The organism is Thermotoga sp. RQ2, assembly GCF_000019625.1.
GTDB lineage: Bacteria > Thermotogota > Thermotogae > Thermotogales > Thermotogaceae > Thermotoga > Thermotoga maritima.
In genome coordinates this window covers 1272356-1285751 of record NC_010483.1, presented here as the reverse complement: position 1 = coordinate 1285751, position 13396 = coordinate 1272356, and the positions used below count along the sequence as shown (strand labels likewise).

14 protein-coding genes and 5 tRNA genes are annotated in these 13396 nt (G+C 44.8%); 4 read left to right on the top strand and 15 right to left on the bottom strand.

Annotation, left to right across the window (positions count from 1 at the left end):
• Nucleotides 1-4: 4 nt before the first annotated feature.
• From rplT to TRQ2_RS06460, 6 genes are all read right to left on the bottom strand, one after another.
• A complete protein-coding gene (gene rplT, locus TRQ2_RS06485) occupies nt 5-361 on the bottom strand; it encodes a 50S ribosomal protein L20 (protein ID WP_004082031.1) in 357 nt (118 codons plus the stop codon).
• Between the two features lie 13 nt (nt 362-374).
• Nucleotides 375-572 carry a 50S ribosomal protein L35 gene (rpmI, locus tag TRQ2_RS06480; RefSeq protein WP_004082029.1) on the bottom strand — a complete coding sequence of 66 codons (198 nt, stop codon included), beginning with the start codon at nt 570-572 and terminating at the stop codon, nt 375-377.
• 14 nt (nt 573-586) lie between these two features.
• A complete protein-coding gene (gene infC, locus TRQ2_RS06475; protein WP_227738450.1) occupies nt 587-1063 on the bottom strand; it encodes a translation initiation factor IF-3 in 477 nt (158 codons plus the stop codon).
• Between the two features lie 185 nt (nt 1064-1248).
• A tRNA-Lys gene (locus tag TRQ2_RS06470) sits at nt 1249-1324 on the bottom strand.
• A gap of 21 nt (nt 1325-1345) precedes the next feature.
• A tRNA-Arg gene (locus TRQ2_RS06465) sits at nt 1346-1420 on the bottom strand.
• A 6-nt stretch (nt 1421-1426) separates the two neighbouring features.
• A tRNA-Ala gene (locus TRQ2_RS06460) sits at nt 1427-1502 on the bottom strand.
• Between the two features lie 252 nt (nt 1503-1754).
• On the opposite strand from TRQ2_RS06460, the gene TRQ2_RS06455 reads away from it, so the two are divergent.
• Complete coding sequence (locus TRQ2_RS06455) at nt 1755-4694, top strand: clostripain-related cysteine peptidase (protein ID WP_004082025.1); 2940 nt, start codon at nt 1755-1757, stop codon at nt 4692-4694.
• Between the two features lie 75 nt (nt 4695-4769).
• On the opposite strand, the gene TRQ2_RS06450 is transcribed toward TRQ2_RS06455, so the two are convergent.
• The 4 genes from TRQ2_RS06450 to TRQ2_RS06435 form a co-directional block, all read right to left on the bottom strand.
• Nucleotides 4770-4845 (bottom strand) — tRNA-Phe (locus TRQ2_RS06450).
• A 12-nt stretch (nt 4846-4857) separates the two neighbouring features.
• Nucleotides 4858-4932: transfer RNA gene (locus TRQ2_RS06445), tRNA-Val, on the bottom strand.
• 33 nt (nt 4933-4965) lie between these two features.
• Entirely contained in the window at nt 4966-5688 is a 723-nt protein-coding gene (locus TRQ2_RS06440) for a GGDEF domain-containing protein (RefSeq protein WP_012311024.1), read from the bottom strand.
• A gap of 5 nt (nt 5689-5693) precedes the next feature.
• Nucleotides 5694-6080: a hypothetical protein gene (locus TRQ2_RS06435; protein ID WP_012311023.1), complete on the bottom strand. Its 387-nt coding sequence runs from the start codon at nt 6078-6080 to the stop codon at nt 5694-5696.
• A gap of 26 nt (nt 6081-6106) precedes the next feature.
• Here TRQ2_RS06435 and TRQ2_RS06430 point away from each other — a divergent pair, with 26 nt between their 5' ends.
• Both TRQ2_RS06430 and TRQ2_RS06425 read left to right on the top strand, forming a co-directional pair.
• Nucleotides 6107-6727, top strand: coding sequence for a nitroreductase family protein (locus TRQ2_RS06430; RefSeq protein WP_012311022.1), 621 nt, complete (start codon nt 6107-6109; stop codon nt 6725-6727).
• Nucleotides 6706-7959 (top strand): glycerate kinase, encoded by a 1254-nt coding sequence (locus TRQ2_RS06425; RefSeq protein WP_012311021.1) that lies wholly within the window; start codon nt 6706-6708, stop codon nt 7957-7959. The genes TRQ2_RS06430 and TRQ2_RS06425 overlap by 22 nt, the downstream gene beginning before the upstream one ends.
• On the opposite strand, the gene TRQ2_RS06420 is transcribed toward TRQ2_RS06425, so the two are convergent.
• The 4 genes from TRQ2_RS06420 to TRQ2_RS06405 are packed head-to-tail and all read right to left on the bottom strand — an operon-like array spanning nt 7949 to nt 11245.
• Complete coding sequence (locus tag TRQ2_RS06420; protein WP_011943726.1) at nt 7949-8557, bottom strand: ComF family protein; 609 nt, start codon at nt 8555-8557, stop codon at nt 7949-7951. The genes TRQ2_RS06425 and TRQ2_RS06420 overlap by 11 nt on opposite strands.
• Nucleotides 8551-9633 carry a hypothetical protein gene (locus TRQ2_RS06415; RefSeq protein WP_004082012.1) on the bottom strand — a complete coding sequence of 361 codons (1083 nt, stop codon included), beginning with the start codon at nt 9631-9633 and terminating at the stop codon, nt 8551-8553. Before TRQ2_RS06415 ends, TRQ2_RS06420 begins: the two co-directional genes overlap by 7 nt.
• 12 nt (nt 9634-9645) lie before the next feature.
• On the bottom strand, nt 9646-10089 hold the full coding sequence (locus TRQ2_RS06410; protein WP_004082010.1) for a ribonuclease H-like YkuK family protein: 444 nt from the start codon (nt 10087-10089) through the stop codon (nt 9646-9648).
• A gap of 10 nt (nt 10090-10099) precedes the next feature.
• Nucleotides 10100-11245, bottom strand: a complete 1146-nt coding sequence (locus tag TRQ2_RS06405) for an alkaline phosphatase family protein (protein WP_004082008.1) — start codon at nt 11243-11245, stop codon at nt 10100-10102.
• Between the two features lie 118 nt (nt 11246-11363).
• Between TRQ2_RS06405 and TRQ2_RS06400 the strand changes: the two genes are divergently transcribed.
• Nucleotides 11364-12299, top strand: coding sequence for a helix-turn-helix domain-containing protein (locus TRQ2_RS06400; RefSeq protein WP_010865365.1), 936 nt, complete (start codon nt 11364-11366; stop codon nt 12297-12299).
• On the opposite strand, the gene prfB is transcribed toward TRQ2_RS06400, so the two are convergent.
• Entirely contained in the window at nt 12291-13394 is a 1104-nt protein-coding gene (gene prfB / locus TRQ2_RS06395; RefSeq protein WP_004082004.1) for a peptide chain release factor 2, read from the bottom strand. The two genes, TRQ2_RS06400 and prfB, sit on opposite strands and share 9 nt — an antisense overlap.
• Between the last annotated feature and the right edge of the window lie 2 nt (nt 13395-13396).

Here is a 13396-nt window from a genome sequence, read left to right as displayed (position 1 = left end):
CACCTCAGGATGCGAGAGCTTCTTTCGCTATCTTCACGTATTCTTTGAAAGCTTCAGGATCGTTCACCGCGAGTTCAGAAAGCATCTTTCTGTTTATGGAAACACCAGCAAGTTTCAAACCGTGAATGAGCTCGCTGTATTTGAGTCCTTCGTTCCTTGCAGCAATGTTGATTCTCGTGATCCAGAGCTTTCTCATATCTCTCTTCTTCTGCTTTCTTCCAACATAGGAGTACCATTTCGATCTTACATACATCTGCTTGGCGAGCTTGTACCTTCTGCTGAGAGCTCCTCTGTATCCCTTAGCGGCTTTCAAATATTTCTTTCTCTTCTTTTTCGCGTGCACAGCTCTTTTTACGCGCATGACTTATCCCTCCTCACTTTTTTCCAAGAAGTCTGAGAACTCTGTTTTTATCTGCACTGGAAACCACGTCTTTCTTTCTGAGCGCTCTGAGGGCATTTCTTCTTTTCTTTCCCGTTTTATGACTTCTGTAAGCGTGATTTCTCATTATCTTACCGTTCTTTGTTATCCTGAATCTTTTCGCGGCACTTCTGTTTGTCTTCACCTTCGGCATATCCAGGACCTCCTTCACGAATTTTTGGGTTTCAGCACCATCCACATGTCTCTTCCTTCCATCTTGGGAGGACTTTCCACCGTAGCCAGATCTTCCGTGTCTTTGATAACCCTTTCCAGGATCTCTTTGCCCTTTTCAGCGAACATCATCTCTCTTCCTATGAACATTACAACTACCCTGACTTTATGACCATCTTCCAGGAATCTCCTTATATGTTTCACCTTGGTTTGATAGTCGTGCTCGTCAATCTTCAAGCGAAACTTCATCTGTTTCATCTGAACAGGCTTCTTCTTGTTTTCTTTCTGTTTCTTTGTGAGCTGGTACTTGTACTTTCCGTAGTCCATAATTCTGGCAACAGGCGGATTCTCGTTGGGAGCAACGAGAACAAGATCGAGTCCCTTCTCCCTCGCAAGTTCCAGAGCTTTTCTGGTTGGCATGACACCTATCATCTTTCCATTTTCGTCTACTACTCTGACTTTTGGAGCCTTTATCTGCTCGTTTCTCGGAAGATCCGTGTTTACACCGATACCTATCGCCTCCTTCAGTCATAAAAAATAGCGGGCAAAAAGCCCGCTTCCCCTTGAAGCTGAATCTTTCAGGGATATTTACCCTGGTAGCCTCTTGCCCCAGGGTGGGAAGCCGGGCTGGCCTCCACTTGCTTTTTCCTAAAAAAATCTGGTGGGCCGTGCAGGACTCGAACCTGCAACCCCCTGATTAAGAATCAGGTGCTCTACCTGTTGAGCTAACGGCCCACCTCATATTCCTTCCGGGAGTGGTGCCCCCGGGAGGAATCGAACCTCCATCTGCGGATTAGGAATCCGCCGTTCTATCCGTTGAACTACGGGGGCCCCCGCTGGTGGAGCCGATGGGACTTGAACCCACGACCTCTACCGTGCCATGGTAGCGCTCTCCCAGCTGAGCTACGGCCCCACCTCGTCTTTATATTATATCACAATCCCTTTCCTTTGAAAAGACCAGTTCAGACACGCCGAAGAAGATTATAGCATGAGTACGAAATATGGTCAATCCCCAGAAGGACTTTTTATTTTTTCGGATTTTTCTTTCTTAGATCAACACGCCTTCATTTTCCAAAACTTTGAACTACGAAACTTCTGTTTCTTGACTTTGTTGAAGTTGTTCTCATATAATAAAGTAACAAACTCTTTTTTGGGGGTATAAACCATGAGGTTGAGAAAGTCTTTTTTCGTTTCCATTTTAGCAGCTTTCATGGTATTAGTCATTCTATCAGGATGTGCGCAGCCTTCTTTGGTACCATCCTCCGAAAAGATAACAGCGGAGATTCATCTTACATTGAACTTTCCTTTTACAAAAGCCTTCCAAGATGAACTTCCCATAAGCAAATTCCAAGTGAGAGTCCTGAACAGTTCAGGAACGGTGATTTATTCAGGGGAATTCACCTCCTCAGAAATTTCTATAACAGTTCAAACCTATCCCGGTGTGCATACGATAGAGGTAGAAGCTTATACGGACAATTCAGAACTCTATGATAAAGAAACAAAAATAATGGAAGGTTCCTCTCAGGTGAATCTTAGAGATGGAGCAAATGATGTTTTTATAGCTCTCGAGTTCCTTTCCGGTCAATTTAGTCTCAACATGAGCTTGAATCCTGATGCTCCTTACATAATAGAAAGTTCTGAGATCCAAATGGTGCATTCCGCAAATAATTCTGAGTTGAACCTTGATCACACTGTAAATTCAACAGAGGATACTTATACAATCTCTGATCTCGAACCGGGAGTATGGCACATCGTTTATTCAGCTACTTTAACCAACATTAACGATAATACTGTGACAAACCTACAAGAAGAGTTCGACGTCACAATTTATCCCGCAAGGATGAGTGAGATAAATTTTAGTGTAGGGGATGATCTTGTTTTAACAAATCCCCAAATAACGATAACAGCATCGCTTCCATACCTACCACCTGTGAGCAATCTGACAGCGAGTTTGGAAAACGAGGAAATAGTCCTCAGCTGGGATTACAATATAGAGAATGCGGTGTTCATGGTGCATAAAAAGTACGTTTCTGAAAATTTCTGGAGATATGTAGGTGAGACAACAGAAAAATTCTTTTCCATTCCCCTTGTGCAAGGTGATGAAGAGATAGCGATGGTCGGTGTAAACGCTGTAGCAAACGGTATGGAAAGCGGCATAACTTACGTTGGCCCTGCTTACATCGTAGACTTTGAATATGGAATTCCAGTTGATTGGATCCTGGGAGGAGATGCCTTACCGTTTGTTCAGGATTCCGTTTTCTATGAAGGAAACCATTCTCTTCAGTTCGGTGACATAGACAACTACGAAAAAAGCTGGGTGGAGTTCACAGTGAACTACAATGTACCAGTTATCCTATCCTTCTGGGTGAAAGTGAGCAGTGAGGAAGATTTCGACTATTTCAGGTTCTATGTTGACAACGTGCTCTGGGACGAACTTTCTGGAGAGGTGGACTGGACACCGCTGGCGTACCTTCTCCCACCCGGGGAGCACACGATAAGATTCGCGTACAAGAAAGATTCCAGCGTTTCCGAAGGATACGACACAGCCTGGGTGGATTACATCATTATACAACCTGAAGAACAAATTTCAACAACTTCAGCACAGATAATCGCAGATAATGAGACTCACGTGGTCGGGAGAATCGGTTACATAGACGTTCAGGTGGTTGATGAATCGGGTGTACCCATTCCTGGGGTGAACGTCCAGTTATTATACCAAGAATCTGATGGAAACTGGTATCCACTTTCTGACGCTATCACAGAAGAGAACTCCTTCACCACGGATAGCAATGGAATTGCAAAGATAAGGATTTGGCCGGTTCAAAGCGGTACTGTGACATTCAAAGCTCGTCTTGTTGGAAATCCTTCAATTGAAACTCAATTCGATGTAACGTTTCAGGGTTTAAACTGGTTCTTCCTCGTCTGGATGTGTGCTGACAACAATCTGGAATCATTTGCCTTGAACGATTTGAGTGAAATGTTGAATTCAAATGAAAACGTTTCTGTTGTGGTAATTTTCGATGGTTTCTTCCATAGTGATTGGATATACGTTCTAAACGAAGAAGGAGAATGGGAAGGGGGACCGGCAGATGCTGAAATCGATTCTGGAAATATATCAGAATTGATCAATTATATGGAATATGCAAGCAATTTGGAAGCTTCACACCGCGCCATTATTCTCTGGGATCATGGAAACGCATGGCTTTACGACGCAAAAGCCAGGTATTCACCAAGAGCCATATGCTTCGATGAGACTTCAGGTAATCACATCACCACCCCAGAACTCCGCCAAGCTTTGGAAGAATACAACAGCTACGGACTTCCGCGCATCGATATCCTGGGAATGGACGCGTGTCTAATGGGATCCATAGAAGTTCTCTACGAATTGAGAGGTTTGGTTGACTACATTGTTGCCTCCAGTTTCACAGAACCTGGCGACGGGTGGGATTACAGCTTCCTGGCGAACATAACTTCTTCTGACGATGCTCTCGATGTTGGAATGAAGATAGTTGATGCCTACAGAAATTTCTATGATGAGACATTTTGGGAGAATTATGGTCTGAGTCTAGCAGTTTACGACGCCAATCAAGTCACTGGTGTAACCGATTCTTTGAACAGCTTAGCGAGCAGGCTCGTTTCCATCATGGATGATTCTCTAAGAATCACAATAAACAGTTTCTATCCAAGTTTGATGCAGTACTATCCCGACTACAATCTGCTTGTGGATCTCAACAATTGTGCGATTTCTATGCAAGACATAAACAACTCTGATGTTCAAACCTATGCTAATGAAGTATCACAATCCCTCGAACAGCTGGTTATTTACGAATATGCCGAAAAATCAGGTACCTCAATAGAAAATCCTGTAAGTATATTCATGCCAGACGATCCAGATTCCCTAATTTATTGGGGAAGCGACTACAATTCTCTTCTTTTCTCCCAGGAACTCCTGTGGTCCAATTTCCTTGAATCTTGGCATCAGACAGGTGACGTTTTGTCCTACAAATCAGGGGCAACTGCTTTCTTAGGCAATTCTCTAAAGAAAAAGGAATTGAAATCTCCTTTCCTATCACTCAGAAGGTTGCTACGAGATCTTCCAGAATAGTGAACAAAATCTAAATCCAGAATAATACAAAAAGCCCGGCCTTTTTGACCGGGCTGAATATCTTTTGAACAGAACTGGTGGCCAGGGGCGGAATCGAACCGCCGACACCTGGATTTTCAGTCCAGTGCTCTACCAACTGAGCTACCTGGCCACCTGACATCTCTGGTGGGAGCGGCAGGACTTGAACCTACGACCTCCTGCTTGTAAGGCAGGCGCTCTTCCCCTGAGCTACGCTCCCACCGCATTGAATATATTACCTTAAAATTTTGAGTTAGTCAACCTCTGGCTCTTCCGTCAGAACGCGCTTTTGCTTTTTCAGGTTCTTCAGAGCGTACATCTGAAGATCCGCGTTTTGAACAATACCTTCCACGTTTTCACCGGGTTTCCAGGTCTCTATTCCATAAGAAAATTCTACCGGGAGTCCCACTGGGTTGAAAATTAATTTTTTCTCAAGTCTTTTCACAATGTTTTCAACAGTTTTTTTGTCGGTATCCGGGAAAGCAATAAGAATTTCGTCTCCGCCGAATCTAACCGCACAATCGGTTTTCCTGATGTTTTTGATGATCTCACTTGCAACGTACTTCAAAAGTTTGTCGCCCATTCTATGAGAATACTTATCGTTGATGGTTTTGAAATCATCCAGATCGATGATGAGAAAGGAGATGCCTTTTCCATTCTTTCTTTTTTGCCTTTCCATTTCCATTGGGAGCCACTCCTCAAAGAAGTAGTACCTCGTGTAAAGTCCTGTGAGATAGTCTTTTATGGCTATTTCTTTTAATCTCTTGAAGATTTTTGTTACGCCAAAAAAGGTAACCACTATCCCAACAAGTATGATATTATATCCAAATGTTCCGTTGATCTCTGTAAGTAAAAGCCCCCCTGTTATGATAGAAACTCCAAGTTCCAGAAAATAACTTCCCAGATTCCTCGCGTACTTTCTCACGATAACGACGAAGAAGAAAAGAAGCACAGCAGCTGTTAAATGGGTGATCATCTCTATCAACGAGGCTCACCCCCCACTTCGTATTTTCCAATGAAGACCTTCAAATCCTTTGGAAACACCAGAAGATGTGGAGGGATCACAAGGTAAAAACCCTTCCGCTTCGCTTCCACAGAGAAGCTGTGCTGCTCTTTTTCACCCTCGAGCTTCACTTCCACGGTGGCTGTGGCTTGATCGCTGGGTGAAAAGATCCATCCAGAAAAAACGATTCCCTTTTGGAATTCGTCTTCGAAAAGAGTAAAATATTTCACAAGGAACGACCTGGTTCCCGTGCTCTCGTAGAGTTCCTCGGGAAAATCCACCGAGAGCGGCACAAGATACAGGAAATCCCCAAAAGAAATTGAAAGCAGAACAGAAACAATCAAAAAAGCCAGTGATTTTCTCACGTCGCTCACCCCCGGAGGTGGTAGAGGTGAACATCTTTGAAGCGATTGAAAACAGGCACTCAGTGCGGGATTTTTTGGAAAGGAAAATGCCGGAGAGAGTAAAAGATGATATTGAAAATCTTTTAGTAAAGTTTATCACAAAGAAACTGGACTGGAAAATAAATCTTTCCTCATTTCCAAGTTACATTTACGCAAAAGTTGAAAAACATTTTGACGAACTCGTCGAATACGGTTTTCAGGGAGAACAAATAGTCCTTTTTCTCACAGCGCAGGGTTTTGGAACGTGCTGGATGGCCCGATCACCCCATCCGGACGTTCCTTACATCATCGTCTTCGGATACCCCAGGACCAGGAACTTCACCAGAAAGAGAAGACCCATCACCTCCTTTCTCGAAAACGACCTGGAAGAACTTCCACCCGAGGTCGTAAAAATCGTTGAGATGACGATCCTGGCACCGTCTGCTCTGAACAGACAGCCGTGGAAAATCAAATACACCGGCGGTGAACTCTGCATCTCTTCGGAAAGGCCTGTAGACCTGGGAATAGCCCTGTCACACGCGTACCTCACAGCCCGGGAGATATTCAAAAGAGAACCTGTGATACAAAAAAGAGAGGAGGATACGTATTGTTTGATCCTGAATCCTTGAAGAAATTAGCGATAGAAATAGTCAAAAAATCCATAGGAGCGGTTTTTCCCGACAGAGCAGTGAAAGAAACGCTGCCGAAGTTGAACCTCGATCGAGTGATTCTCGTTGCCGTTGGGAAAGCAGCGTGGCGAATGGCAAAAGCTGCTTATGAAGTTCTTGGGGAGAAGATAAGAAAAGGTGTGGTTGTAACAAAGTACGGCCACAGCGAAGGACTGATAGATGATTTTGAAATCTACGAGGCAGGCCATCCGGTTCCCGATGAAAACACCATAAAAGCCACCGAGAGAGTCCTCGAACTTGTTGATCAGCTGAATGAGAACGACACAGTCCTCTTTCTTCTTTCCGGAGGAGGTTCTTCCCTCTTCGAGTTGCCCGCGGAAGGAGTGTCTCTCGAAGAAATTCAAAAGCTAACCAGCGCTCTCTTGAAAAGTGGTGCAAGCATAGAAGAGATAAACACCGTGAGGAAACACCTGTCGCAGGTGAAAGGTGGTCGATTCGCGGAGAGGGTGTTTCCCGCTAAAGTCGTAGCGCTCGTCCTCTCCGATGTACTCGGTGACAGATTGGACGTGATAGCATCCGGTCCCGCATGGCCAGACAACTCCACCTCTGAAGACGCTCTGAAAGTTCTGGAAAGGTATGGAATAGAAATCAGCGAATCGGTGAAAAGAGCGATCCTTCGAGAAACACCGAAGCATCTATCGAACGTGGAGATAGATTTGATAGGAAACGTTCAAAAGGTGTGTGACGAAGCTAAAAAACTGGCAAAAGAAAAAGGGTTCAACGCGGAGATAATAACCACTTCTCTGGACTGCGAGGCCAGAGAAGCGGGAAGGTTCATAGCGAGCATCATGAAGGAGGTCAAGTTCAAAGACAGACCTCTGAAAAAACCAGCCGCGTTGATCTTCGGTGGAGAAACGGTCGTTCATGTGAAAGGAAACGGCATCGGAGGAAGAAACCAAGAACTTGCTCTCTCGGCAGCGATAGCCCTCGAAGGGATAGAAGGAGTGATTCTGTGTTCAGCAGGAACAGATGGAACGGACGGCCCCACAGACGCAGCTGGAGGAATCGTGGATGGAAGCACGGCAAAAACGCTGAAAGCAATGGGAGAAGACCCCTACCAGTATCTGGAGAACAACGATTCGTACAACGCTCTGAAAAAATCTGGAGCGCTCTTGATAACAGGACCTACGGGAACGAACGTCAACGACTTGATAATAGGCCTCATCGTCTAGTTTTCGCCAGAACATAAACGAAAACTTTGCTGACTCCATTCCTGAAAAGGGTTTCCACGCAGTCTCTTACACTGGTTCCCGTCGTCAAAACATCGTCTATCAGTATCACGTTCTGAGGAGGATCCTTCTTACAGATGAATCTTCCGGTTCTTTTCCTCTCTTCTTTGCTCTTTTCCACCTGTCTTCCTTCCGACACGTTTTCCAGAACAGCGTCAAACGGTATGCCCAACTCTTTGCTCATCCTCTTCGCTAAAAGCCTCATGTGATCGAAGCCTCTGTTTTCGAGAGAATCAAGCGAAGAAGGAACCCATGTGATGAGGTTGGCTTCTCTGGGAAAATAACTGTAAAGTTTCAGAAAAAGCTTCACCAATGTTCCGGAAAGAGAAACTTCACCATGATATTTGTAAAGCCTTATGATGCGTTCAATTTCATCCGTGTAGTCAGAGTACACAAAAAGCTCGTATTTTCTGTGAACTTCACGATAAAAAGAAGGTCCATTTTTGAGGACCTTCTCTTCGCAGTTCTCACACAAAGATCTGAGTGGTGACACTTCCTTGCCACAGAGAAGGCAGTTATTCTCAAAAAGATAGTTCAGCACCTTCTCCAGATTCTTCTCGAATCTATCCAGGATACCTTCTTTACCCCCTTTTGTTTCAGCTCGGCTTTCTCTTCATCAGAGATGGGAAAGTTGAACGCCACCTCCGTGCCCGAAAGGTCAATTTTCTCAAGGGCATTTATGACATCGCTTCTGTTCAGTTCCACAACGTGAAGGACGAGTTTTCCTTCTTTCGTCACAGCGCAGCTGTCGAAAACCGGGTGCATAGAGAGCACCTCTGTGAAGTCGTTTGTTGGAACGGGTTCTCTCAGGTATCCAGACGCTCCCAAAAGAACGAGGCCCTCTTCTTGATGGAGCAAGTCCTTTATCCTCAAACCCTCCACATCACCTTCGAAATCCTCTGCCAGGATGAAGTCAAACTTCTTCTCTCCTCTGAACACACCTTTGAGTGCGAAAACACCACCCTCGATTTCTGGAAGATCACCCGTCGATGAAGCGTAAACGATCTTCCCGTTTTTAACCAGAACGCACGCTTTCTGGGGCAGGAACCTTATCAGATGCGAAGCGAGACCGATATCCTCAACCAGTTCTGGAGGAATGCTCACTGGCAGGAGACTGACAGGCGCTTTGATACCCTCTTGTAACCTTTCCAGGACGATTGCTTTCCAATCCTTTATGAAAAATAGATCAGACAGGCTCTCAAGAACTTCGGAATGAACTTTCAAAAAATGTGCAAGCCCTTTGAGAAGAAGGTACCTCCTAGTTTGAAGGGAAACGTCCCCCGCTCTTTCTATCTCAGAGAAGGTGAGTTTCAAATCTTCCAAAGTGGTCACCACAAGCTTTTCACGATAATTCTTGATCGCCTTTAGGAAAAGGAGAGTTCTGTTCTCATCGATGGTCGAAAGTATCTTTTCCTCTCGTTTCTCGGAAGGCAAATCTCTCCAGTTCAGATAAAGAAGATCGAAGTCGTCTCTTTCAAACGGTCTTATCCTGGGGATTCTATCTTTGAGAATCTCGAAGCAATCGTTATCAGCGAAGATTTCGTATGTTTCATCGAGTCTATCGAGAATTTCGATCAGTTCGTCTTCGAATCTGGAGACACTCAGAAGGATTCTCACAACTATACCTCCCTATTTGGTGTGTTTATGCGCAATTTTCGTGGCGGCGAACGAATCAGGTTTTATCTGATAGGGGTACCCAACCCCCTTCACGTAACCTATCACACTGGACACGAGATCTTTTGTGAGACCTTCGTAACCTATGTCGAGGTGCACAACAGGTTTTCCCAGCTTCAATATCTCCTCTACGAATCTTGCCATCTCGAGACTCATCTCCGCTTCTTTGAAGATCCTCGAATACAGATCTTTTCCATTTCCGTCCCTGTACACCGTGTAAAAGTAAGTGGCACCGCTCCCAAAACGATACACAACAAGTGCCGTGGCGTATATCACTTTCCCGTCCTTCACATCACTGTCCGTCCCGACGAACACGCTGTATTTGTATCCTTCTGTGAACTTTTTTATGAGCTCTCGAACCGTTCTGTAATCCACTTTTCCCCAGGTTGGACTCTTCAAATAACGGAACCTACCACCTCCTGTAGACTACCAACGGCACCACCAGTTCCTGATAAGAAAGACTCCCGTGCCTTCCAGACAAGCTCTCTTCCTTTCCTGTGTATCTGTAATTGAAAGAAAAAGTCTCCCTTGTTATCAGAACAGCGTCTCCCACTCTGCTGAAAAATTCTGGATGCTTTCTTCCAGTTCCAAAAAGCTGGACGACGTCTTTCGTGTCAAGAAAAACGGCAAAATCTCCGTATTTCTCCTTAAGATATTCTATCAAAGCTCTCTTTTTTTTCGTATAAAGAAACATCATTCTCTGTTCTCCAGCGGGGGGTCTGTCGAGAAACCTCATAACTTCAGAAGAAAAATTCCACCATATTTCGTTGTCTTGAGGTGTCGAAATCTGTCCGTGGTCACTCACGAGGAAAAAGAGCGTATCCTGCTTCAACCTGCGGAGAAGTTCGGACTTCAAGATCCTGTAAATCCATCTTAGCTCTCTGATGTACTCTCTTCCAACACCGTTTTTGTGCGCTATCGAATCCAACGTTGGCCAGTAGATGAAAACCAGCGTTCTGTCGTGTTTTTCAAGCACTTCAAGAGTTCTTTCGATCATATCCCCAAAACTCGAAAAACCGATCTGCTCCGATCCCTGGGACATTATTCTGGAAAAACCCGTTCCCAGAAGATACCTTGGAATAAGAAAGAAGCTCTTCACTTTGCTCTGAAGTCTCTGAAAGATAGTGGTGAACTTGAAATCGTGAAACCTGAGCACGCTGTCTCTGGGAAGGCCCGGAGGAGACATCTCTATCATGTTCACAAGGCTTCCCACTTCTCTGAGATAAAGAATGTAACCTAAAAAACCGTGTTCTAGCGGTGTGAGAGCAGAGTAGAGACTGGGAAGAGCAGCAGCGGTGGTGGTTGGGAAAACAGCCGAACAGGGAAAAACCTGAACATCGTCATCATGAATCGTGTCCGAAAAGATCTCAAAACTGAGGCCGTCTATTACCATAACGATCACTTTTCTCACGTTTTCAAGAACTCGCTTGGGGAACCTGAAAGGCCTATGTAGTGGTTTTTCGTCGAACAACTCGAGAATCGAATTTGAAAAATTGACGATAGAGTTTTTGTAATCCGGCCAGAAAAGACCTTCATCCAGTTTTTTGAGCTCCATTCCGTTCCTCTTTCCTCCCTTTCGTGTGGTAAGATTTGAAACGGAAGCAACGGACAACGGGGCTGATACCGTGTTGAGGGTCCTCATCAGAAAGGATATTGTCAACACCTTCAAAGATATGATATCAGAGATATCCCACGATGTGATCTGGGACCTGTACGAAGGAGAAGACTACAGAGACAAGATCCTTGCCGAAAAGTGGGATGTAGTTTTCGGTGAAAAAATTCTGGAAATGGAAGACACCCTTTTTGTCCAGTCTTTGAGGGAGCTGGAACTTGCCTTGAAGTACGCGGCTGCCAGAAAGGATCTTGAAACCATCAAGGCAAGATTCAACCTTTTACTCTACACCCCAGAACTTCAGGGAGCCAAGATAAAGGAAATTCTGTTCCAAGTTTTGAAATTTTACAATTCTTTTTCAATTTTTGCGCTGGTTTCAGAGAAAGGGGTTCACAGACACGCGTATGTGGATTTTGTAACGGGTGGAAATTACCTTTCCCTCATCTACCACGAAGATCTTCCGCTGAACATAAATTCGCACACTGTTTTCATCGACGATGTGCCTCCAGATTTCTCGCCTGCTGGCCTTGGTGGTAGAAAGATAATACTGGGAATGGACAGCACACCGAAAAACAACATCCCCTTCGTCGAAATACCGCCTTTGAGAGAAAGAAAGATGGATATACCCTACATGCTTGACGGGGTCATAAAGTCTCTTCAGTTCCAGGGAAAAACAGTGAAAATCGATGACGATCTGACAAAGCTCCTGATAGAGTACCACTGGCCGGGAAACACGCAGGAATTTCTCGAGAAAGTCTACGAAATAATTACTCTGGAGAATCCCGTTGATCAGGCGATGAAAATCGCCAGTGGAATCGATGAGATAAAAGGCTTGAACCTGAAAGAATTCGTTGACTCTCTGGTTGAATTCGTGGAAAAGAAGGTCATAAAGAAAGCCCTCGAGGAAAACGAGGGCAATCGAAAAAAAGTATGTGAAGTCCTGAATATGAACTACAAGACCCTGTCTTACAAAATGAAGAAATACGGTTTAACTTGATCGACGAGCGAAATAGACCAGCTCGGCCTCTATGAACATATCTATGTCTCCATCCATAACGGCGTCAACGTTCGCAGTTTCCACTCCGGTTCTGTGATCTTTAACCATCGTGTACGGGTGGAAAATATAAGATCTTATCTGGTTTCCCCAGGAAATGTCCTTGAGTTCTCCCTGAATCTCTTGTATTTCCCTTCGCTTCTTTTCCATCTCGAGTTGGTAGAGTTTCGCTTTGAGTATCTTCAGCGCGGTTTGTTTGTTCTGGTGCTGCGATCTTTCGTTTTGACAGGAGACCACGATCCCGGTCGGTAGATGCGTGATTCTCACGGCAGATTCGGTTTTGTTGACGTATTGTCCGCCGTGTCCAGAAGCTCTGAAAGTTTCTATCTTCAAATCTTCCGGTCTGATCTCTATATCCACGTCGTCATCTATCTCCGGAATCACATTCACAGAAGCGAAAGAAGTGTGTCTTCTTCTGGCCGCGTCGAAGGGTGAGATCCTGACCAGTCTGTGAACACCGGATTCGTGTTTCAAGTAACCGTAAGCGTATTCACCTTTTATGAGAATCGTGGCATCCTTGATACCGGCCTCTTCTCCCGGTTGGAACTCCACAATCTCAACATCGAAACCTTTTCTCTCTGCCCACCTCATGTACATTCTGAGAAGCATCTGCGCCCAGTCTTGAGACTCGGTACCACCCGCACCTGGATGGACCGACAGATAAGCGTTGTTCGGATCGTATTTTCCGTTCAGAATGATCTCAAGTTCCAGTTTTTTGACGGCACCTTCCAGCTCCTGAACTATTTCTTCCACGTGCTGAGCCATCTCCTGATCCTCGTCGGAAAGTTCTATGGCAACTTCCAGATCTTCGAACAGAGATCTCACTCTCTTCAAATCTTCAGAGATGTTCTTCAACCTCTTCAGTTTCTGGGTGTACTCACGCGCCTTTTTTTGATCATCCCATACCGATGGATCTGTGAGTTTTTTCTCTACCTCTTCGAGTTCCTTGTTGATTTCATCCTCGTTGACCACCGAAAGAACATCCTTGTATTTCTTTTCAAGTTCTTCTATCTTGGTTTTGGTTTCGAAACTGATCATAC

Excerpts from the sequence above, each read along its gene's own strand:
- rplT (WP_004082031.1), bottom strand. The coding sequence starts at position 361 with ATGCGCGTAAAAAGAGCTGTGCACGCGAAAAAGAAGAGAAAGAAATAT.
- rpmI (WP_004082029.1), bottom strand. The coding sequence starts at position 572 with ATGCCGAAGGTGAAGACAAACAGAAGTGCCGCGAAAAGATTCAGGATA.
- TRQ2_RS06455 (WP_004082025.1), top strand. The coding sequence starts at position 1,755 with ATGAGGTTGAGAAAGTCTTTTTTCGTTTCCATTTTAGCAGCTTTCATG.
- TRQ2_RS06440 (WP_012311024.1), bottom strand. The coding sequence starts at position 5,688 with ATGATCACCCATTTAACAGCTGCTGTGCTTCTTTTCTTCTTCGTCGTT.
- TRQ2_RS06405 (WP_004082008.1), bottom strand. The coding sequence starts at position 11,245 with ATGGAGCTCAAAAAACTGGATGAAGGTCTTTTCTGGCCGGATTACAAA.
- TRQ2_RS06400 (WP_010865365.1), top strand. The coding sequence starts at position 11,364 with ATGATATCAGAGATATCCCACGATGTGATCTGGGACCTGTACGAAGGA.
- prfB (WP_004082004.1), bottom strand. The coding sequence starts at position 13,394 with ATGATCAGTTTCGAAACCAAAACCAAGATAGAAGAACTTGAAAAGAAA.